The organism is Flammeovirga aprica JL-4, assembly GCF_012844305.1.
GTDB lineage: Bacteria > Bacteroidota > Bacteroidia > Cytophagales > Flammeovirgaceae > Flammeovirga > Flammeovirga aprica.
This window is the reverse complement of sequence record NZ_JABANE010000016.1, coordinates 1-22,926: the sequence shown is the minus strand read 5'-3', so window position 1 is coordinate 22,926 and position 22,926 is coordinate 1. Positions and strand designations below refer to the sequence as shown.

The window sequence follows — 22,926 nt, the reverse complement described above, 5'->3', positions numbered from 1 at the left end:
ATTACAGGCTTAAAATTTCCGTATTCTTGCTTAAAAAATTCAGTATTTTCCTGATTGGTCTTTTAACATTGGCGGTTGTATTGATAGGGACAATTGACAGAACACCCCTGCATTCAACGGATGAATATAAAAACACCATTATCAATACAGATAATATTATATCTGCAATACACAAAGAAGTTTCTACTCAGGACACACTTCTTATTGGCTGGTCAGCTCAACCTATTATTCCAAAAGACATCTCACTTCCTGTGGCAGGATATGGCTTCAGAACAGCGTACACTGCTGTAAGAGATTCTCTCTATGCTAGAGCTTTTGCTTTTGATGATGGAATCCGTGAGTCATTTGTACTGACACTGGATCTTATGATTTTTCCGATTGAAGTCAGAAAAAGATTAGAAAAATTATTGCCGACTATCGGGCTTACTGCAGATCAAGTACTTTTCTCTGCAATCCACACTCATAATGGTATGGGCGGTTTTGATCCTTCATTACTGGGCAACCTTTCTATGGGAAAGTATTCTGAAGAGGCTACACAAAAAATCACTGATGCGTCGTTTAATGCTATAAAAGAAGCCCGTAATACAAAATCAAAAGGGGGTATTGGTTTTATACAAACAGAATCTCCAGACTGGGTTAACAATAGAATAGTGGCTGGAGGAAGAAAAGAAAATTCTATCCGTGCCATTAAAATAAACAGAACAGACGGAAAACAAGCTGTCATTACCACTTATAATGCACACGCCACTTGTCTGAACATGGATTTCTGGATTTACTCCAGAGATTATCCGGGGGAGTTTGTGGAACATCTGGAAGGTCACCCTTCTATTGATTTTGCCATGTACTGTGCCGGAATGGTAGCAAGCCATGGTCCTAACAGTCCACATGGTGAAAAAGACTTTGAAATGATCACACACATGGGGCAGGCTTTGTCTGACTCTATATTTAATAAATGGGACAGCACTGCTGTTAATTATGTAGTGGATGCTGGTATTCATAAAGTACCTATCGACTTCAGACCTTCACAAGTAAGAATTGAAAAGAACTTAAAAGTACGTGATTGGGTATTTAAAATGGCCTCAGGAGGGTTGAATGGTGATATTACCTATTTCAGATTAGGAGATATTGATTGGTTTGGAGCTCCTTCTGATTTTTCTGGTGAGATAGCGTTGGATTATAAATTCGACTCGTTAGCAAACGAACATAACAAACACTTTATGCTGTCAAGCTTTAACGGAAACTATGTTGGATACGTTACTTGCGACGCTTATTATGACTCATTACATAGTTATGAAATCAGAGAAATGAACTGGGTAGGACCTGAATATGGGGCTTATTTTGGAGATGTTATCGAAAAATTGATTAGAAATTAAAGTAATCTTATCATTTCAGCTTGTGAAATTAAATAGGATAACTTAGATTTGCTTATAATATTAAAAGTCACGACAAATGCCTATATCCTTCCGGTAAGGTGACTACGATGTAGATAGCTTCTATTCTACATACTCTTAATAATAAAAATTAAGTTTCTTCATAAAGTATTTCATTATATCGACGGTAGAAAACACCGTCATCATTTATTTTTATGTATACAAGAAAGCTACTAGAGGCTAAACTGCTATCTGAGTTGAAAGATATTGCAGAAAGTCTTGGCATGAAAAATTTCAGTAACCTTCGTAAGAAAGAACTCATTGAGAGAATTGAAAATCAAATCAAGGCTCAAGAAAAAAATGAGGGTGCACAGCCTGTGTCTGAAGCGCCAGCGAAAGTAGAGCAAGCCCCGAAAGTTACGCCAACTGCCTCTAACGATAACGATAAAGAAAAAGCTCCTCAACCAGTGAGCGAAAAGCCCGTTAGTCAAAACAAAAAACAAGAAAGCAGACCAGAGAAAGCCCGATTAAGCAAACGTTCAGCAGCTCCAAGAGAAAGAGTGAAGAGAGAAAACGTGAAAAAAGGTAATCCAAATCAGAGAGGTAGAAATCAAGACCCGAAGAAAGCGAAAGGTCAGAAAAATACCCCTGGTCAATCCAATGCTCCTAAGCCTATTACTCATGACGATATTATGTCTTGGGAAGAAATCGATTTAGGTATTGACCCTTTGGACGATATGCCTGACTTCGATATGTTCTTGGACGACGAAACGGACGAAAAAAATCCTACGCTTCAGCAGGAAAGAAATAAAGCCATTGAGCAAAAGGCTACTGAACCGCCAAAACCTGTGCAGAAAATCTCTGTGAAGGATTTTGATGGGGTAATCAGCAGTGAAGGGGTTTTAGAAATCATGTCTGATGGTTTCGGCTTCTTAAGATCTTCTGATTATAACTACTTGGCCAGTCCTGATGATGTTTACGTTTCACCGTCTCAAATCAAACTTTTTGGTCTGAAAACAGGTGATACTGTAAGAGGTAATGTAAGACCTCCTAAGGATGGTGAAAAGTATTTTGCTTTACTAAGAGTTGATACTGTAAACGGAAAAACGACTGAAGAAATTCGTGATCGTATTCCTTTTGAATATTTAACGCCACTTTTCCCACAAGATCAATTACACCTTTCTACTAAACCGCAAATCTACTCTACACGTGTGCTGGATTTATTTGCTCCGATTGGTAAAGGTCAACGTGGTATGATCGTAGCACAGCCTAAAACAGGTAAAACGGTGCTATTGAAAGAAGTGGCCAACGCAATTGCACAAAATCACCCTGAATGTTATTTGATCATCTTACTGATTGATGAACGTCCGGAAGAGGTGACGGATATGCAACGTAGCGTGAACGCTGAAGTGATTGCTTCTACATTCGATGAAACTGCAGATAAGCACGTGAAAGTTTCTTCATTGGTGCTGGAGAAAGCGAAAAGAATGGTAGAATGTTCTCACGATGTAGTGATTCTATTAGATTCAATTACTCGTTTAGCCCGTGCGTATAACACCGTTACTCCATCATCTGGAAAGATCCTTTCTGGTGGTGTGGATGCTAACGCATTACATAAGCCTAAGAAATTCTTTGGTGCGGCAAGGAATGTTGAAAACGGTGGTTCATTAACCATCATCTCTACAGCATTGATTGATACGGGATCGAAAATGGACGAAGTGATCTTTGAAGAATTCAAGGGTACGGGTAACATGGAACTTCAATTGGATAGAAAACTGGCTAATAAGCGTATTTATCCTGCGATTGATATTCCAATGTCAGGTACGCGTAGAGAAGATCTATTGATGGACAAAGATACATTGCAACGTGTTTGGATTATGCGTAGAATGATGTCTGACATGAAGTCAACAGAAGCAATGGAATTCTTACAAAGTAATATGAGAGGAACAAGAACGAATGAAGAATTCTTGATCTCAATGAATAAATAAGTAATAGGGTAAAATAGTAGTCATCTACTTTTAGCTTAGTACTTGAAGCGTATTTATATAATACTAAAAAGCCGAAGTGATTTTTAATTGCTTCGGCTTTTTTTTTCTACTATCTTTTGATTGCGAAACACTTCAAATTAAACATAAGCAGTTTTGGAATTTAAATGTGCAACTGCTTAAGTAGATGTTTTCTTATGCAGGTATTTTTTAAAAAGTGATCACTGAATTATTAGAAATGAATTCAATTGCCTCTAAACTTTATTATTACCTCCCGAAAGACAATATTTTCAGCAAACTCTTTCAACTACTGAGAAAGGAAAACCCAAACTGGGTCAATCTCTTTTTCGTTGCTGAAGGTGCTGGATTGGCCATTGTATTTACAATTGCCTACACTACTTTATTTCAGGAAAGAGCAGTTGATAATTTGCCTTATGCATTTATGTTCAGTGGAATTATCATTCTTCTGCTTGCCCGGTTGCTTGCTTATCTGGAACGTCGTTTCAGAGTAGAGCATCTCAATGCCACCTACAGTTTGATTAAGGTACTGATCTGTGTTTTTGTTTGGTATTTGAGTTTAAGTGAAAGCGGTTATCTCGTTATTCAAGGTCTAATCATTGGTATTAAACTGCTTATTTTCTTTGAAGACTGTACCTATTGGACCATTATTGAAAACTATTCTAATACACCGGAAAGAAGAAAAGTACTGGAACAGGCTAAATCTTTTAAAGTATTTGCCAAACTGACTGGTTTCGTCATCATACTTGTAGGTTCCAATTTATTCAGTTTGTCAGTCATGGCTTTTTGGGCTATTCCCCTTTACCTTTTATCAGGGTGGGGACTTTGGCAGTCGCTGAAGAATAACAATATTGACGATCAATTAGAAGAATATCACGATAAAGTTACCCGACCGTCAAGAAAATTCACACCCGACAGTTTCTGGGCTTTTGGTATTTCCAATCCTTATGTATTAAAACTAGGATTGCTGACCGTATGTATGGCCTGTGTATGGGGTATTGTAGAATTTTTCTTTATGATTGACCTAAGGGTTTCGCTTTATACACCTCAAAAAGGATTAATTGCTTTAGCCCTCTTGTTGATCATTTCTTATGCTATTGTAGCTACAATTACGCCTTTCTTCTCTTCGAGAAAACTGCAAGATATCGGTATCAAAAAACTACTTACCATACCGCCTCTTATCTTGTTGTGTATTGTTGTGCTGACCTTTTTAGTATTAAGATTCAGCCCTAGACAGGTTCCTATAATGCTCACTTTGGTGGCTATTGTCTTTATCATGACAAGAAATATCATTTTAACGACAGTGACACCTTCCTTACTCCGACCTATTCAAAAGAAACACAGAGGTTTTACGTTCGGGATTTTAAGAGGCTTTTTCGGTTCATTGGGACTGGTACTTTCAGGCTTTTTCTTATGGATTATTGATGCCGATACACCTTCTAGGGAAGGACCTCTTATCGTATGGCTAACTGTAACAATTTTGCTGGCTTGGTGGCTTTGTGCCAAAATTGTTTCCAGAGATTATAGAGTAATTATACGCCGAGCATTTTTGCTTAGGGATATTGAAAGTTATGAAATAGCTACGCACGATCAAGAGGTAAACCGTCTGCTAGTCAATAAATTGATTTCTAATCGTCCAGAAGATGTGATTTATGCGTTGGAGGCCAATACGATGATTAATCCTAAGAAAAATGAAACGGTACTATTGCATATGCTTCGTCATCCAGAAGAAGTGGTCCGTTATTTTTCCATCACTTTTAATGAGGAAATCAAAACACCCAAGATCGAAGAGGCCATTAAAACGCTTGCTCTAAAAGATCCTGATCCAAGGGTGAGAAAAAAGGCGATCATCAGTACTTGCAAAAGTGATCCTGCTTTTATCAAAGAAGTGATTGATCTGATTGATAATGAAAATTCTGAGATCAGAAAAGGTGCTTTATATGGACTGTTATCCTCAGAATCAGAAGAACAAAGGGAAATTGCCCTCAATTATATTAAGAATACTCTAAAGTCTGAAGACCCTCACCAAAAGGTTTTCGCCTTGAAAATACTTGCCAAGGTTTCTCCTTCTGAAAGTGAATCCTATATTTTTGATGCTATTATTGGAGGTGATGATTTATTAATCAAGGAAGGGATAAAAATTGCTGGCATTGTTAAAAGCCCAATGCATATTCCTTTGCTGATTAATCTTCTGAAAGAAAATAAATTCAATGACACGGTATTGAGAACATTGATTCAATACGGTGAAGATTGTTTAGATATTATTGAAAATGAATTGTTCGTCAATAAAAGGAGAGAGGATATTTACCTGATTACGCTCTGTAAAGTAATGGGTAAAATTGATACGCCTAAATCCTATGAAATCTTATGGCAGTTGGTTGATTATCCATGGCCTTTTATGAGAATGGCCGCTTACAATGCCCTCAAAAGATTAAAATACAGACCAAAAACAGATGCCGATTTTCAGGTATTGAATAAGCACTTGGAACGTTTTTTCCAGAATTATTACTGGCTTTGCAATGCAATAGTGGTATTAAAACATGAAAAACCTTTCCGGGCTATGCTTTCTAAAGCATTGGAAGATGAAATGTTGCTGATTGAAGAAGGAATCCGAATGATTCAGGAGTTCATGATTGCAGGAAAGGGAGATCAGCTTTTTAAACTGACTTCATTCAGCAACCGTCTTTTTGAATATACTGATCAGGAAATGATTTTGCAGAATGCGGAGATTGAAAAGAACCTATGGAAGACTCTGCCTTCATCCATCTATCAAAAACTGATTATAGTATTGGGTTATTATAGTTTGGAAATGAAGATGCAGAAGTTGGGTGATTATTATTCATCCAATCTCGTTGATCCATTAAGTATTACTTTAGGTATTATCAGGCCTTACAGTTTTAATCGTCCTTTATTTACAACTTGGACTAAGATTACAGCATTGATCAGTATCCGTGACGCAATGTCTCCAAGCTTAATGAAATACATCGGTCAAATACTGAATAAAGATGACATCAAACTGATTGAACCGGCTTTGATCAGTTTAAAAAGAATAGAAGATTATCAAGATTTACCAGTGTCGAAATCATTGGATGAATTGGTTACAACAGAAAGAAAAGATTGGCTTATGGGCATATTAAATGAAGGAACAAAACCATTGCTGGAACTCGAAAAAGTAATTTTACTGCGTTCTACCACTTTATTCAGAGAGATACCTGAACATATTCTCGTAGATATTGCCAGTATTATGCATGAGGTGAGAGTACCAAGGGATACCGCTATTTTCAGAAAAGGAGAGGAGAGTAGAGAAATGTACATCATCTATGAAGGGGAAGTGAAATTACATGATGGCGGTTTTACATTTAATACCTTGATGAACCGTGACCTGTTTGGAGACTTGAGTTTATTAGACTCTTCTCCAAGATCACTTTCTGCTACTACTACAAAAGATTCTGTTTTGATGACTATCGAACAAGATGATTTCTTAGCACTGATGGGGTATAGAAGAAGTTTGATGCAGGGTATCTTAAAAACTTTAGGACAACGCATCAGAAGCCAAAGTAATTATTCGAAAAACTAGCTTCTGTTTTTAAAATCAGAAGATATAAAAAAGTAAGTGATTGAAAAAGCTAAAAAGAATTTTCGACCACTTACTTTTTTATTTTATTCAAACATTCTCTGTTAAGTTCATCAAAGAAAAATAGTAAGTCTCTCAATTATTTAAAAAGAGCATCTACTTAGGAAATAGACACTCTCTAATACATCTCACTCATTATTTTTCTTTTTCAGGCAACACCCACGGTTGCCAACGAAATGCCTCTCCGAGCTTTGTAATCATTTGGTTGCCTCCAAAAGCAAATACTCCAAGAATTAATAATATATCAGTCCCGATGGATAGATAGAGCAGATTGTCTTTGACAAACGGATCTTCAAAGATGTTGGGCAAATACCCTGAAGCTACTGTGATGATAAACCACGCAATGATACAGCCTACACCTATTTTGTATTGAGTTGATGTCGCTGGATATTCTTCTGCCGGTAAACCAAGCATTTTCTTGATTTTTCCTTTTACCAAATCCACACCTTCTTTTCCTGCTAATATTCCTCCTACTAATAAACAAACCTCAGGAGCACCCACCACCATCAATGTAATAATGGTAGCCGTCATACCTTTACTCAGTCCTAAGAAAGGAACGATAACAGAAAATACAGGAAAAATAACGCCCAGCACGATAATGCCTAAACCAATTTTACTTTTTAATGATGTTTTCATGATTATTTTTTTAGTTGGAAATAAAAATAAAAGCAAGCATGTTCAGTCCATTAGTCTGGTAAAATCACCTCAGTAATTGTACAATTAAAATGTCCCAAACATGCTTGAAAAAGGGAAACGAGTGCATCCTTTCCCAATTATTTATTAAAGGTTGTTGAAGCTCTCCGGCGTTCTTACTGAGATATCTTTTTCACCTTTATTGAATTTGTTATAAATTTTCTTCTCCCACTCTTTACCTTTCACCATTTTCAAGTGATCTTGAGTTTCAGGCTCAATACCAGTTTCGAAGACTTGAATATAGATTGGGTTTGGATCTGCTAAATGGAACGGTAAGTTCTGATCTGCATACGGACAGTTACTTGCTACTAAGTATAAATCTTTTTCACAGTAGAACTCAATCGCTGTACCGTCTGGAACTGATGGGCTTAAGAACATTTTGCCTCTCGTCACACCTTCTTCGTCAGGAATGATTTGGTTAGGCTGGAAGATGTTCAAATCATTTCTATCTGCCAAGAATTGTACTTTTTTGATTCTTTCTGCTTCATCTTCAATAGCAGCAATCGCTGGAAGTCTATTTAAAGCTTGGATGAAGTTTTCATGACAGCTGTTCATGTTAACAGCATCGTTACCGTAAGCACACATGTTATATTCTGGACTACAGTGTGCAGCAAAGAACATATGATTGACTTTCATCCCATTATCACGATCTTCTAGTAATTCATAAGGGTACTCATCTTCAACGAGTGTTACGATTTTTTCCATGAACTTACTTTGCGTCCAAAGTGAACCGTAGATTGTAGGAGAAAAACCTGCTACTGCTGTAGTACTTAAGTGATCTGACCACTGCTCTAAATCAGGAGTGAAGAATAAGATATCCGCAATTTGTGTTCTACCATTATGTTGGTGAGGACGTTGCTCAATTCTGATGACCTGACCCGCTTTTGCATAGAAAGAGTTCCCTGTGTGTTTTTCTAAAACATCTTCATATACAAGAGTTCTTGTATTCTCAGTTTTTGTAGCTCTTACTTTTTCATAAAATTCAACATTTGGTTTTACACCTCTTGCAAATTGTTCTACTGGATCGATATCAGCATTATAGCTATCATTTTGCGTTGTCATAGTATTAAATCTTTAGTTTCGTATTTATTTTGTTTTCACTCACATAGGCGGAAGACCTTTATAAAACCTCTATCTCTTTAACCTTTTTTAACACTACACATCAATTACACCTCTTAAATGATCGCTTATCAAGATATTTTTCTCCTTATATAGGGGATTTAGTAATTCTACCGCATATGAATATGAAAGGAGTCAATCACTCTATTATTATTCATCTTACGATATAATTGCTATGGATTTACTACAAAAAAGATTTATAAAATATACAGATCAGATAGGAATTACTGGATCATTTGTATGCTTGGTACACTGTATCATTACATCGGGTATTATGATAGGGAGTTCTGTGATTTCACATTCTTCACATCATCATCACGAACACATTCATCAGTTAGATATTTGGGGTATAATTGATATATCCATGATTGTAGTCAGTGGTATTGCTGTTTACTTTTCTACAAAAAAATGCAGTTCAAAAGAAACTAGAAGTCACATAATGTGGGGCAGTTACCTTGTATATAGTTTAAGTATGATATCAAAATATTTCGGTTTTGAACCTGCTTGGTTGAGTATTATTTCTTATGCCATGTCCTTTGTTTTGATAGGCAGTCATTTGATGAATTTGAAAGAATGCAAGCACTGACCAAAAAATGAAATGTAGTATGAAATGAAAATTTAAAAGAAATCGAATTACCTCTATTATATATTAAATACTACACAATTCTTTAAAGTTAGAGCCAATAAGTGATTACTTATTGGCTCTTTTATTATGCATAAGTATTCTGTAAACTTAGTTATTGCTAACTACAAATTGATATTTCTGCAATCCTTCAAAGTACTACTTCCAAATTTCCTTCTTCTTCATTTTTGTTTTGAAACAAAAACGAAGCAAAAAATTCAAGGCTTAGAAGTCAAAAGCTAAATTTCATTCCTCTCACCTAAATGATTTTAAACTCGCTTTGCTCAAACAAGAAAATCATTTTTAACGGCTCAATACATGAAATTCTTAACGCTTTTCCCTTCAAGGCCGGGGAGTACTACCAAACGAATTAGGTAGATAGCCCATTGATACGAATGTTAGGCGTTACGTCTTACCTTTCCTACAAATCATCAGAAACCTCCTGATTTCTAAAACCAAAAATACTCGAAAACTTTGTTTATAATGAATGTATTAAGAATATTGATCAAATTCTTTCCACCACTCTTTGGCTTGCTGTTCTGACCATGGATATTCCTGGCTTAAATCTTCCAATGCTTCTATTAAACTTCGTATATTTTCTGGCCGTTCTTCCACGTTGAAACTAATACAACTGAATAATAAATGAATCAGTTTCTGAGGAAGGGAAACCTCTTTAAAAATATCTTCAGTCAGTAAATTATCAATGGAATCTTGCCCCATCAACATTTTCTGAGAAATCAATTCTACAATGTATTTTCCACTGAACATATACAATCCAACGGCACCAATTGCATAAATATCCTGCCTTGCATCAGCATTATAAGGATCATGTAATCGTTCTGGGGCCATAAACATGGGTGTACCACCAATTCTATTGATCTTTGTCTGCTGACTGACACTTGTATTCATCTCTTTCACCAGACCAAAATCCAATAGCTTTATGATATCATAAGCACCGCCTTGATTACAGATCATAATATTAGCAGGTTTAATATCTCTATGTAATAACCCTTTGAGATGTGCTTCTTCTAAACTTCTACAGACCTTCAACAGAATATGAATTCCTCTATTAATAGTGATTGCGTGTTTTGTTCCAAGCATGCTTTCTACAGAAATACCATTCAAATATTCCATCACATAATAGAATTGCCCATCCTCACTAGTCCCATAATCATATACTTTCATAGTGTTGGGGTGATCCAATGAAGCCATCACCATCACTTCTTTTTTAAAGCGATCTAAAGCATCTGTACCATTTAATTCTTTCTTTAATAGTTTAATAGCAACAGGCTTTTTCAATAAGCGATGCTCTCCTTTATACACTTTTCCAAATCCGCCTTCACCAATTTTCTCTATCAATTGATACTGTCCTAACTCCTGCAGTTCAGTGTATTTTTTTCTAAGGATATGTAATTTGAAATTACTTCGGATAACAATCATACCTAGGATGACCGCAATAACAACGATTAGTAAAAAAGTAATATCAAAAAGATAAATAGAACGATTGAATTCACTGTAATTCTGTTCATGAATCAAACCGATTTGATATTCCGGAAACCACACCCAGGCACCAATCACTTTATTGCCTAAATAATTAATATAAGGCTCAGTTAAAGTACCACTGAATTGTGGAGAAGGAGAATCTAAATCTTTATGTATGTCTGCATATAACGCTGTCTGTTCATTTCCATTCGGAACTTTCAGGTCAATATTTAAAATACTTGATTTAGTGGTATCAAAATCCAGCATTTCTGATTGCTGAAGCTCTTTGAGGAAGCGACTTGTCGTCAACATCTGTCCTCTTTTATTGATTGCATATACTTCTGATGAATTGCCGTGGATTGTACTTCTAAACAATTTCCCGAAGGTCTTCTTTGAGACCAGACTCATATTAAAAACACCTTCTATTTTATCATCAATGATAATGGGTGTTGCAAAGTGACACTCTGATACATATTCATCTTGAAGCTGATGTTCATGATAGACCTGTTTATCCAATTCAATAGGTGGAAAAAAGACAGTATTTCCACCAATCACTTTCACATAAACTGGATAAGCTCCTTCTGCTAATAATTTTCCATTGAATAAAGATAACTTGGATTTTTGGTCTAAAACTCCCGTGCTAATCAACGTCATTGGGATGCTTTTATGAATGATCCCAATGCCTAGTATGTTTTCATTTTTACTTAAACGACTTAATTTTTTTGTGATTGAACGAAGGGTAACTGTATCACTTCTGTAAAAGTCACTGCCATCTTTATCATAAAGGGCAGTGAGTTGAAGGGTTGCATTTTGGACTAGGGAAGAAGAAGCTATATCTTTTACTTTCATTTTCTGATTCTCTACCCATTGATTCAGAATTGTTTTATTTGCTTTTAAAATGGCAATGTGCTCATTGACCTCCATTTCTTTCAGCTGATTTCGAATATAAGTAGCATACACATAAAATGTAGAAATAAATAGCAGTAGAATGACGATGATTAGGGTATTTTTCTTTTTAGGTACTTGTCTAATCTTCTCCACTAGATTAAGGCTTCTTTGAGCAACAGTATTGTAAGGAGCTATTTCTCTTTTTGTGACTTCTTCCTTTTGAGGTTCATGGTTACCAAAATTTTCCTGCTCCTTCAAAAAAGAGAGATACAGTTTTAAAGTATATTCTCTTAATTCACTGTCCTTTTCTGTCTCTTTTTCAATAAATGCTCTACCTTGATTTTCTGAGAGATCAATCACCTGTCCAAACAACGCCGTTGCTTTTTCATGCAAATTATCACTCATCTATACTTCTTTAGTTAAAAATATTCTGATCCATTGCTTGGCAACAGTCCAATCTACCTCCACTGTTTTAATAGAAACGCCCAATTCATCAGCAATTTCCTGCATTTTCATTCCTCCAAAAAACTTCATTTCCACTACTTCCGCCTGACGTTCGTGTTTTTGTTTCAGGTGTTCGATCGCTTCATCCAAAGCCAAAGTCATATCACTTTTCTCAGGATTAAAAATTATCGCATTTTCAAAATCTACTTTATTCCAGTCTCCACCTCGCTTGACCGTATTTTTACTTCGAGCATGATCTACTAATATTCTTCTGATCGCTCTTGCTCCTAAAGCATAAAAATGGGTTTTTCCCTGCCATTCAATATTATCTTGATCAATTAAATTCAGATAAGCTTCATTGACCAAAAGTGTGGGTTGTAGTGTGTTTTTATTGGACTCTCTTTGAAATAATTTTTCCGAAATAAGATGCAAGTTTTCATATACCAATGGATAAATCTTGTCACTTCTTTCATCCAAAGTTCTATTGTTCAATAATTGAGTTATATTTTCATTCATAGTGAGAAGAGTATATTTTATTATAAGATGCCATTAAATGCTTTAATTAGCAAATCAATATAAATATTTATAGAAAGCAGCTTCTTCATTATAAGCAATTGCACATTTGAAGAATAAATTGTAAATCAATGATTTATAACGTTAAAAGAAATAAATAGTTTAAATCTAAAAGGTGCTTATCGTCCTAAGACAATAAGCACCAACCAAGAGCAATAAGAATTTAGTCTATCATTTCTTTTGCCGACACATCTTTTGAGAAGATACGCTTATAGATTCTATCTTCCCATCCATGATTGATATTCAAATGATTATCTGAATAAGGCTTCACACCTGTATCTTCCACCTTAATGTAAACTGGATTTGGTTTCGCTTCTGGATAAGGTAAAGCTTGATCGGCATAAGGGCAGTTACTTACTACCACATAACAGTCTTTTTCAGCATAAAACTCTACACCTGTACCATCAGGAACTGCTGGAGATGGAGATAAAAAACAACGAGTAATGCCGTTTTCATCTTGTTTGAATTGATTTCCCTGGAAGATGTTGATGTCGTTTTTATCTGCAAAGAACTGCACCACTTTTTTTCTTTCTTCCAAGTCTTCAATGGCTTGAATAGCAGGAATTCTATTGAAACCATGAATAAAGTTTTCCTGACAGCTATTGACATTGCACTCTGCACCATGTGTCATCTCAATCCACTCCGGACAACAGTGCGCCGCAAAAAACATATGAGTAGTGTCTTTATTATCCAATAACTCATAAGGGAATTCATCTGCCACTACAGTAGCAATTTTTTCCATGTATTGACTTTGTGTCCAAACACCTGAATATAACTTCAAGTTCAATCCTTCAATCGGACCATTGTTTAAGTGGTCACTCCATTGTTTTAGGTCAGGTGTTATAAATTGTACATCCAAAATCTGAGTTCTACCATTGTGCAAACTTGGACGTTGTTCAAAACGGATCGTTTGACCTGCTTTTACCGGAAACGCATTTCCTGTATGCGGTTCAATGATATCTTCGTAAATCGTCGTTCTTTCGTTATTCTCTTTGGTAGCAATGACCTTGTTGTAAAAATCATAATTGACTTTACACTTATCCTGATATGATTTTACTGGATCTACGTCAGGATTATAAGTTTCTTTTAATTTTTCTGAATTACACATGTTCGTCTCTATTTATATTATTAATACTTTAGTTAGTTGAGCTTTAAAGCTCTTTCACTTACATATGCGAGGTAATTCAGAAATCCCCTATGGAGAGATGAAAAAAAAATGAAATAAAAAAAGAGCACAATCTCTCGACTGTGCTCTCTTCGTATTTTTTTATCAGGTGGTTATTCTGATAATTTCTCTGTAACTAATTTTTCAGCGTTGGCTAAGCATACAGGAAGATCTTTATTGATCAAACGGACATCGAACTGATCTCCGAAAGGCATTTCTTCTGCTGCTTTCGCAACTCTTTCTTTGATAGCTTCTTCAGAGTCAGTAGCTCTTGCTCTTAATCGGTCTTCTAAGCAAGCAACATCTGGAGGGCAAACAAAGACAGAAAGCGCTTTTTCTTTAAAGTATTCTTTCAGGCTGATTCCGCCTTGGACATCCACATCCAAGACTACATGTTTTCCTTCTTCCCAAATTCTTTCTACTTCACTTTTTAAAGTTCCATAGAAAAGGTTTTGGTATACCTCTTCATATTCTACAAATTCATCTTTAGCGATTTTCTCTTTAAACTCATCTAAAGAGATAAAATAGTAATCTTTCGCATTTTGTTCTTCTCCTCTCGGAGCACGTGTGGTAGCAGAGATTGAAAAGGTCAATTCTGGAAATACACTTAGAAGATGTCTCACAACGGTGGTTTTACCTGATCCTGACGGTGCAGAAAAGATAAATACTTTGCCTGATTTCATGCTTTATTTGTGCAAATAAATTTTTGTTTAAGAGTGCAAAGATAATGACTTAAACAATTTAATCGCACTTAGTTCGCTTTCTTTTGATAATATCCCATCTTTTTTGCGTAATCTTCTAGCTTTTCCTTCAGTAGATTACGTGCACGATGCAGTCTACTACGCACAGTACCGATTGGAATATCCAAAATCTTCGACATTTCTTCATAAGTAAACCCTTCGATATCGCAAAGGATTATCACTATTCTGAAGTCTACAGCTAACGCATTTAAAGCACCCGTCACTTCATCGCCGATTTTATACTTAGAGTTTTCCTGTTTCAATCCGGCTACTAAACTTGGGTCATCTCTTTCACCGCTGTATACCGTTTCCACCTCATTGTAATCAATCTTTGAGGGTTCTTTACTTTTCTTGCGGTACTCATTAATAAAGCTGTTTTTCAAAATTCTGAAAAGCCATGCTTTGGCATTGGTTCCAATTTCAAAACTATCAATAAAACGATAGGCTTTCATGTGTGCATCTTGCACTAAGTCTTTAGCATCCTCATCATTGCCCGTCAAACGAAATGCAAAACTATACATTGAATCTGTATGCGGAGCGAATTCACGATCAAAAATGATTAATCGTTGTGCAGTTGTATTAGGGGATTTTTTCTTCTTAGAGTCGTTATTCATGATGTAATTAGAGTAGAAAGAGCTACCTTTGAAAGGCATTTCCTTTTGTAAATGTGAGAAAAAATTAAGGTTTAAACAGTGCTAATAAGTAATCCTGTTTTTTTCTGGTTCATCACAATATACCAAGGAAATAGAAAAAAGAAGCTATTTATTGATAGCAATGAGTGTATAATGTTATGAGAATACAAGGAATAAATAATATTGTTATAATTGGGAGTTCTTCCATAAAGGAATTTGCTATTTCTTTGCCTATAATCAGTACTTTAAAGTCGCATAACCGCCAACTACACATTACTTTGGTAGGTACTGAAGAGCAAAAAACACTATCAGAATATATCAATGGTTTGGATCAATTCCTGACAAAAGAGGAATTAGGTGATAATACTTTAACGCAAAGTCAAGCCGTTCTTTTTCTATCAGAAGATAAAGAGCTTTCTAAAAAATGCAGAGATCTTAAGGTTGAAATCAGAATAGGAGCCAAAAGCAACTGGAGAAGCAACCGCCGTTTTACAGATGCGGTAGCTATTGACCAAATGGATACTTTGGATGAATGTTATCTTGCTCTGCTTTTACCATTGGGAATCACTGAAAAAATCACTACCGAAAATATATTGACAGCTCCTATCAGTACTTTCAGAGGAATCATTAAAAAGGACCTTAAAAATATAGTTTTCTATCCTTACCGCTTGGATACGCATAGAGTTTGGCCTTCTGTCCGCTATTTTGAGTTGATTGATCAACTTCCAAAATACGAGAACAATTACATTATCGCTGGTAACGAATTGGAAGGAAAAGCATTAGAAATGACAGCACCAGAATTATTCAGAGTACCAAGCGTGAAAAACTCTACCGACTTAGAAGATCTTGAAGAGACTTTAGCTTTGATCGCAAAAAGTGATGTTTTGGTCACTTATAATAATGACATTGCCCACCTTGCTCATGCTATGGGAGCGAAAGTTATTTGTATTTCTTCTTCCGCAGAATCCTTTTATATCAATAAGGAAATGCGATCGATCATCACTCCAGATGCTTCTTGTATAAAATGTGTAGGGGAGAAGCCTTGTGAGTGTTTGAGGAAATTGGGGATTGAGGAAGTGATGGAAGAGTTGAAGTAAATCTCTAGATAGTTGATTATCTTTGTTTAAAAAGAAATATTATGATAGTAACAACGGCTCATATCTTTCAAAAAAGCATGAAGAAATACTTCAAACAAATAAAAGATCAGTTTGAGGAATTAGTCATCACTTCTCCAATCGGAGATTTTGTTATCATGGATAAAAAGAGATACGATACATTAAAAGAAACGGAATACATTTTTTCAAATTCTGTAATTATCACATCTATCCAAAATTCTCTAAAGCAAATCAAAAAAGGGGAAACGAAAAAGGTATCTTCTTCACAAGAGCTTTTTAATAAACTTGAAATATGACTGGGACAACTAAACCCTCAAACTAAAAACCGTCTTCTCTTCATCCGACTCCACCTTTAAATTTCCCTTATGCACTCTTGCAATCTGCTTACACAATGCTAGTCCAATTCCATTCCCAGTGTTTTTTGTCGTAAAGAAAGGTACAAAAATATGTTTCAATTCCTCTTCAGGAATCATAGGACCGTTATTGGTAATGTGAATAACTAATTGTTCCTTCTTTTCAAATTCAATAGTCAACTTAGAGTTATTCACATCAGACATTGCCTCAATGGCATTTTTGATAATGTTATGCAAGCATTGGTGAATTAAAGTCGGATCAAAAGCATGTGTGACTTCAACTTTATTCACATTAATCACATCTATGTTGATATCTCCATTGTGAATAACTTCTTCAAAACTATTCAGTTCTTCTTGAATAAAGTTATCAACATTTATCTCTTTCATTTTGGGTGTTGGTAACTTTGAAATCGAACGATAGATGTTGATAAAGTTCATCAAACCTTCCGCCTGACTATTGATAACTTTAATGCTCTTGACATTGGTGTTGATAATTTTCTGATTGAAGTTTTCCATTGACAAAGGATTATTCTCCTCATCCGTCATGGTCATTAGCATACTGTCAGAAAGCGAAATAATCGGAGTCATCCCATTCATGATTTCATGGGTTAAAACACGGATTAGTTTACTGTAAGAGAGGTGTTCTTTCTCTTCTAACTCATTTGAAATATCCTGTAAAGTCAATAGAAAAATTGTCTGATCTTCACGTGATAACTGTCTCGCTTTCAGTACCAAATTAGAATTTTCTAGCTCTAGGGCATTTTGATTGAATGCTTTTTGAATTAAATCAGATGTAATCGCCGTCTTTGTAGTGAGTTGTTTTAAATGTGTAAGAACACTAAGATTTACTTTTTCCTTAAAGGAAGAATTGACATGAAAAACATGACCGTTTTCATCGTAAGTACAGATACCAACATCTTGATTTTCTATAATCGAATCCAAGTATTTTTCCTGTCTGATACTGTCTTTCTTAATTCTCGAAAAGGAGTGTTGAATCTTTTCTAATCTGTATTGATAGGTACTGTCGAACTGTTGGTAATTCTTAGAATTCAAAAAACTCAAATCCTCATTACCGATCGCCTCCACGATGAGAATACTTTGATTCAACGCATTCTTTAGGGTAATAAGTTGATAACTTATCAGTCCTGCAATCATCAAAACAAAAGTTATCAACATATATGGGTCCTGTTGATAATGTACCATCAATCCTCCAAGAATAATCAACAAAAATAATGTAATGAGGATTTTTATATAGAAAATCTGCTTCATGACAATCCCAATTTTTTCAACTTATTGTAAAGTGTCTGACGAGTCACGCCTAATTCATCTGCAGCTGCACTGATATTATGAGGATGCTTTTTTAATGCTTTTTTGATCAACACTTCCTCTGTCTGTGCTAAGTTCAATGTTTTCACATTCGTATTTTCTGAAGCAGAAGTTACAATCAAATCCGGTGTGATTTCATTTCCATCTACTAAAATCACAGCCCTTTCTATCGTATGCTGTAATTCACGGATGTTACCCGGCCAATGATAACTCATCAGTTTTTCTTCTGCTGAAGCGGTGAATTTCAATGTTCCTTTATCGTATTTCTGAGCCAACAAATCTTTAAAATGATTAGCAAGTAAAATCACATCATCCCCTCGATCTCTTAGAGCGGGAACTTCTATCTGAATTGTATTTAATCTATACAGTAAATCTTGACGGAATTCTTCATCCTCCACCATTTTAAAAAGATTTTTATTGGTGGCTGAAATTAATCGGATATCAATCGGAATGACTTTATTACCGCCTACTTTTGTGATTTGTCTATTTTGTAATGCTGCCAATAGTTTTGCTTGAAGAGAGAATGATAAGTTTCCGATTTCATCCAAAAACAAAGACCCTTTATTGGCCAACTCAAACTTACCTATTCGATCTTGATGTGCATCGGTAAAAGCTCCTTTTACATGACCGAACAATTCACTTTCGAAAAGCGTTTCCGAAACGGCACCCATATCCACTTCTACCAATTGCTCTTGGTTTCTTTTAGAATAATGATGCAGTGCTTTGGCTACTAATTCTTTTCCGGTTCCGTTTTCACCAGTGATCAAAATGTTGGTGTCAGTCTTTCCTACTTTGGCGATCAAGGAAAGCATGTTTTTCACTACAGCCGATTCACCTATAATTTCTGGGAATGCATTTTCTTCTTTTCTTAAGGCTTTTGCTTTGGTTTTTAGTTGTTGAATTTCCCCTTTTGATTCACTCAACTGTAATGCCGACTGTACTGTTGCCAACAATTTTCGGTTGTCCCAAGGTTTTAAAATAAAATCTGATGCTCCAATTTTCAGCGTTTCCACTGCCAATTCCACATGACCATAAGCTGTCATCATGACCACCGAAACATTAGGATAAGTCTCTTTAATTTTCTTCAACCAACGTACTCCTTCAGCTCCAGTATTTAACCCCGGAGAAAAATTCATATCCAATAAAACCACATGAAAGTCTTCTACTGCCAAAGTTCTCATGATCTGTAATGGATCTTCCAAACTTTTAATCGTATCGAAATAGGGTTCAAGTACGATTTCCAATGTCGCATGTATGGAAGGGTTGTCGTCAATAATTAATAGGTTTCCCATGTGGTGTTTGTTTTTGCAGTTTTTCTTAATACTCTAAATTTCGCGATAGTTTTTGGGAGTATTACACTTAGTGTAAAAAATTTTGACACATTACTGTGAAAAACTTTTACAAGATGTCAACAACATATTTTCATAATTGATTGATATTCAAATGTCTAATTATTCTAGATCAGTTTTATAGTATATCATCATCAAATTCTTAAATAAATAAAGATGAAAAAAATAATTCTAATCTTACTATTAGGTATAGTAGTAAAGTTGCAAGCACAGACTACATCAACACATTCTAAAGAAATTGATACTTATGTTCAGTTTTTAGAAACTCAAAACACATCAGCGAAAGACTACATTCTTCAACTTTTCGAAAATAAAGAAATAGTACTGTTGTGTGAACGACTTCACCCTGAAAAGACTCAATACGATATGATTTTGGAAGTATTGAAAGATAAAAGGTTTTCTGATGAAATCGGACAAGTCTTTATTGAAACAAGTGGAAGAGATCAGGAGGGTAACATTAAAAAGTATTTGAACGAGGAAATGTCTAACCAAGAAGCTGAGAAATTATTGATGCATATCTGCAGAAATAATAGCTTACACCCGGTATGGAATTATTACTGTTTCTATTACTTTTTGAAGGAAGTCAGAGAAATCAATCAATCATTACCGAATGATCAGAAGATTCAAATTTATCCATCAGATTTATCAGTAAAGTGGGCAGAATTGGATAAAGAAAGTTACGAAAGCGAAGTAAAATCGAAGTTTCCAAACCGTGATGAAATCATGGCTGACTATATCATCAAGAAATTTGATGCGATTAAAGAAGGTACATCAAAAAGAAAAAAGACGTTGGTAATTATGAATTATCGACATGCTTTCTCTCATCAATTTATGTATCCAAACAATGAAAAAGCGAATAATGTTGGTCGCTTTTTAATGGATCATTATGGTAATAAAATGGCCAATGTATTTATTAACTCTTTTTGCATAGATGACGAAAAATCAGATAGCAGTTTAGAAATAAGTAACATACATGATGGCAAATGGGATGCTGCTTTTAAAGTGGCAGGAAAAAATAATATTGGTTTTAGCTTTGAAAATAACCCTTTTGGAACAGATCATTTTGATTATTGGAAATTTACTCCACATGACTTTACATATGCTAATGTTTTTGATGGTATGGTTTATTATCACTCTAGCTCTAAACAGGAAGTTATCTTAGGAGTCCCTCATTTGGTTGACGATGCTTTCTTTAAAGAATTAAAAAGGAGGGATCTAATAGTAAATAAACCACGCCCAGATAAAGAAATATGGGAAATAAACACTCCGACAAATCGATTAGATATGTTTTATACAGACAGCCTCCAGATGAATATAGATCAGTGGTTAAAATAAGATATAAAAATACCCCATCAAATAGGGTGGGGTATACTTCATTTGAAACTTCTATACAGTCCTAAAAACATTCTAAATTTCGCGATACTTTATAGGAGTATTACACTTAATATAAAATAAATTGACACCCTAATATATTTTAAATGGTTATTCTTAAATTTATGCATTAACTATTTTTTGAAGCTCTCAGCAAACAACAATTATTTAAATAAACTAATCTATGTTACGAACATTCTCTCTATTATTACTTTTCTCACTTCTAAGCTCATGTACTGTCATCTACCGTGGTGTCAGATATGGAGGTGCAGATGTAGATGATCACAATGTATTTCCTACTTATGATATTAAGGAGAACAAAGAAAAGTATCATTTTGCTAATTCAAATCTTCATCCTTTAGATACCATTGATATCAAATGGAAGTATAAAGAAAGACAATTCCATCATATTGATTCTCTTCTTGAAATGACCACTACTAGAGGATTCGTGGTGATCAGAAACGACAGTATTCTCCATGAAAATTATTATCGAGGTTATAAGAAAGAAGATATTTCAACTGTTTTCTCAGTCTCCAAATCTGTCACTTCTCTTCTGATGGGTATTGCCATTGATGAGGGATATGTATCGAGCACTAATGATCAGGTCACAAAATACATCTCTGAGTTGAAAAAGGCGGATCCTACTTTCCAAAAACTAACGATTCAAGATCTTTTGGATATGCGATCAGGAATCAAGTTTGAAGAGAATTATGGTTTTAATCCATTCTCTAAAATCGCTCGCTTGTACTATGGAAGTAATCAAATGGGAGTGATTAAAAAATTACATTTTGAACACGAGCCAGGTACAAATCATAAATACCAAAGTATAGATACAGCAATTTTGGGTATCGTGATCGAAAGAGCTACAAAACGGAATTTGGGTCAATACTTTGAAGAAAAAGTATGGAAACCTTTAGAAATGCAAAACACTGCAAAATGGAGTTTGGATAGTAAGAGACATCAATCTGTCAAAGCATATGGAGGGTTAAGTCTTTCTTCAATTGATTTGGCTAAAATTGGAAGGCTTTATCTGAATGATGGGGTTTGGAATAATCAGCAAGTGGTTTCGAAGGAATGGGTAAAAAAATCACTAACTACTAAAGTTGAAAACGATGGTTACCAAGATCAATGGTACAGTTTAAATACTTCGGGTAGAGATGAAAACGATAATACTTTCTTTAGTGACTCACTGACTGCTCAAAAGCTTTGGGAAGAAAAATACCGCGATAAATATCCTTTTTATGAAGTAATTAAGTTAGAAAAGAAGGACTATAGTGAAAAGTATTGGGAATTTGATACTGATGTAAAATGGAAATTAAAACTTTACACCAATCAGTATTATGCATTGGGCATCATGCGACAAATATTGTTTATAGACCCTGAGAAGAACACTATTTTTGTCCGTTTGGGTGATTCCTCTGACTTCGGTGATTACTTCACCTTAATATATAATATCAATAAGGTACTTTGACATTCAAAATATTGCCTTCCTTCGAACAAAGTGTTCAATAATTTTACACTTTGATGTATGATTATTTTACAATATCAATCGGCAAGAAACAGGTAAATATCTATTAATAAACCACTTACTAAGGTTTGGTGAATTTTTAGATATATAAAGTTTATATCAATAGTCATTCAATAAGAGCATGTTTGAAACATCTCTTTTAGTAAAAATTGCCCCTTTAAGAACGTGAGTTTATTAATTTCATCAACTATAGAACCACTATTTTCTCTGAAATTAATTTCCTCACAACCTAAAATGGAAAATTTTCACTTCTAAAATATATATTCCAAACATGCTCTAAATGGATTGAATGAAGTTGAGAATTAATTAAGCTTTATAATTTACATTAAAAATAACTAAAAGGTAGAGGGACAGGCAGATTGCTTGTCTCTCTTTTTTCTAAAATAAGGAACAAAAAAAAGGTGAACTCAATGATTGAATCCACCTTCTTATACTATTGTTATGTCCTAAGTACTGAGACAAATTAAAATATAAGCTATATTTATACCCTAATTATGGGTCGTAAAACAAAAGTTATAG

General features: G+C 34.9%; 17 protein-coding genes. 8 read left to right on the top strand and 9 right to left on the bottom strand.

The window, feature by feature from the left end:
• The first annotated feature begins 26 nt into the window (after positions 1-26).
• The 3 genes from HHU12_RS07840 (at position 27) to HHU12_RS35790 (ending at position 6,950) form a co-directional block, all read left to right on the top strand.
• Complete coding sequence (locus HHU12_RS07840; RefSeq protein ID WP_169656195.1) at positions 27-1,373, top strand: neutral/alkaline non-lysosomal ceramidase N-terminal domain-containing protein; 1,347 nt, start codon at positions 27-29, stop codon at positions 1,371-1,373.
• A gap of 212 nt (positions 1,374-1,585) precedes the next feature.
• Positions 1,586-3,358: a transcription termination factor Rho gene (gene rho, locus HHU12_RS07835; RefSeq protein WP_169656194.1), complete on the top strand. Its 1,773-nt coding sequence runs from the start codon at positions 1,586-1,588 to the stop codon at positions 3,356-3,358.
• 214 nt (positions 3,359-3,572) lie between these two features.
• Positions 3,573-6,950, top strand: a complete 3,378-nt coding sequence (locus tag HHU12_RS35790) for a cyclic nucleotide-binding domain-containing protein (RefSeq protein ID WP_205959818.1) — start codon at positions 3,573-3,575, stop codon at positions 6,948-6,950.
• Positions 6,951-7,142: 192 nt separating this feature from the next.
• On the opposite strand, the gene HHU12_RS07825 is transcribed toward HHU12_RS35790, so the two are convergent.
• Positions 7,143-7,643, bottom strand: coding sequence for a transporter suffix domain-containing protein (locus HHU12_RS07825; protein ID WP_169656192.1), 501 nt, complete (start codon positions 7,641-7,643; stop codon positions 7,143-7,145).
• A 144-nt stretch (positions 7,644-7,787) separates the two neighbouring features.
• Positions 7,788-8,762, bottom strand: coding sequence for a DUF1989 domain-containing protein (locus HHU12_RS07820; RefSeq protein WP_169656191.1), 975 nt, complete (start codon positions 8,760-8,762; stop codon positions 7,788-7,790).
• Between the two features lie 232 nt (positions 8,763-8,994).
• On the opposite strand from HHU12_RS07820, the gene HHU12_RS07815 reads away from it, so the two are divergent.
• A complete protein-coding gene (locus HHU12_RS07815; RefSeq protein ID WP_169656190.1) occupies positions 8,995-9,405 on the top strand; it encodes a MerC domain-containing protein in 411 nt (136 codons plus the stop codon).
• Positions 9,406-9,933: 528 nt separating this feature from the next.
• On the opposite strand, the gene HHU12_RS07810 is transcribed toward HHU12_RS07815, so the two are convergent.
• The 5 genes from HHU12_RS07810 to HHU12_RS07790 form a co-directional block, all read right to left on the bottom strand.
• The gene (locus tag HHU12_RS07810; protein WP_169656189.1) at positions 9,934-12,216 is read right to left on the bottom strand and encodes a serine/threonine-protein kinase; all 2,283 of its coding nucleotides are present in this window, start codon (positions 12,214-12,216) and stop codon (positions 9,934-9,936) included.
• On the bottom strand, positions 12,217-12,771 hold the full coding sequence (locus HHU12_RS07805) for an ECF-type sigma factor (RefSeq protein ID WP_169656188.1): 555 nt from the start codon (positions 12,769-12,771) through the stop codon (positions 12,217-12,219). It abuts the gene before it with no gap.
• Between the two features lie 220 nt (positions 12,772-12,991).
• On the bottom strand, positions 12,992-13,936 hold the full coding sequence (locus tag HHU12_RS07800) for a DUF1989 domain-containing protein (protein WP_169656187.1): 945 nt from the start codon (positions 13,934-13,936) through the stop codon (positions 12,992-12,994).
• 170 nt (positions 13,937-14,106) lie between these two features.
• A complete protein-coding gene (gene gmk / locus HHU12_RS07795) occupies positions 14,107-14,676 on the bottom strand; it encodes a guanylate kinase (protein WP_169656186.1) in 570 nt (189 codons plus the stop codon).
• Between the two features lie 68 nt (positions 14,677-14,744).
• Complete coding sequence (locus HHU12_RS07790) at positions 14,745-15,347, bottom strand: sigma-70 family RNA polymerase sigma factor (protein WP_044206021.1); 603 nt, start codon at positions 15,345-15,347, stop codon at positions 14,745-14,747.
• A 176-nt stretch (positions 15,348-15,523) separates the two neighbouring features.
• On the opposite strand from HHU12_RS07790, the gene HHU12_RS07785 reads away from it, so the two are divergent.
• Together HHU12_RS07785 and HHU12_RS07780 are read left to right on the top strand one after the other, a co-directional pair.
• Positions 15,524-16,462: a glycosyltransferase family 9 protein gene (locus HHU12_RS07785; RefSeq protein WP_169656185.1), complete on the top strand. Its 939-nt coding sequence runs from the start codon at positions 15,524-15,526 to the stop codon at positions 16,460-16,462.
• Positions 16,463-16,503: 41 nt separating this feature from the next.
• Positions 16,504-16,776, top strand: a complete 273-nt coding sequence (locus tag HHU12_RS07780; protein ID WP_169656184.1) for a type II toxin-antitoxin system Phd/YefM family antitoxin — start codon at positions 16,504-16,506, stop codon at positions 16,774-16,776.
• Between the two features lie 9 nt (positions 16,777-16,785).
• Here the strand turns inward: HHU12_RS07780 and HHU12_RS07775 are convergent, their stop codons facing one another.
• Together HHU12_RS07775 and HHU12_RS07770 are read right to left on the bottom strand one after the other, a co-directional pair.
• Positions 16,786-18,102 carry a sensor histidine kinase gene (locus HHU12_RS07775; protein WP_169656183.1) on the bottom strand — a complete coding sequence of 439 codons (1,317 nt, stop codon included), beginning with the start codon at positions 18,100-18,102 and terminating at the stop codon, positions 16,786-16,788.
• Positions 18,099-19,451: a sigma-54-dependent transcriptional regulator gene (locus tag HHU12_RS07770; protein ID WP_169656182.1), complete on the bottom strand. Its 1,353-nt coding sequence runs from the start codon at positions 19,449-19,451 to the stop codon at positions 18,099-18,101. The genes HHU12_RS07775 and HHU12_RS07770 overlap by 4 nt, the downstream gene beginning before the upstream one ends.
• Positions 19,452-19,664: 213 nt before the next feature.
• Here HHU12_RS07770 and HHU12_RS07765 point away from each other — a divergent pair, with 213 nt between their 5' ends.
• Positions 19,665-20,843, top strand: a complete 1,179-nt coding sequence (locus HHU12_RS07765; RefSeq protein ID WP_169656181.1) for a hypothetical protein — start codon at positions 19,665-19,667, stop codon at positions 20,841-20,843.
• 220 nt (positions 20,844-21,063) lie between these two features.
• A complete protein-coding gene (locus tag HHU12_RS07760; protein WP_169656180.1) occupies positions 21,064-22,350 on the top strand; it encodes a serine hydrolase domain-containing protein in 1,287 nt (428 codons plus the stop codon).
• The last annotated feature ends 576 nt before the right edge of the window (positions 22,351-22,926 follow it).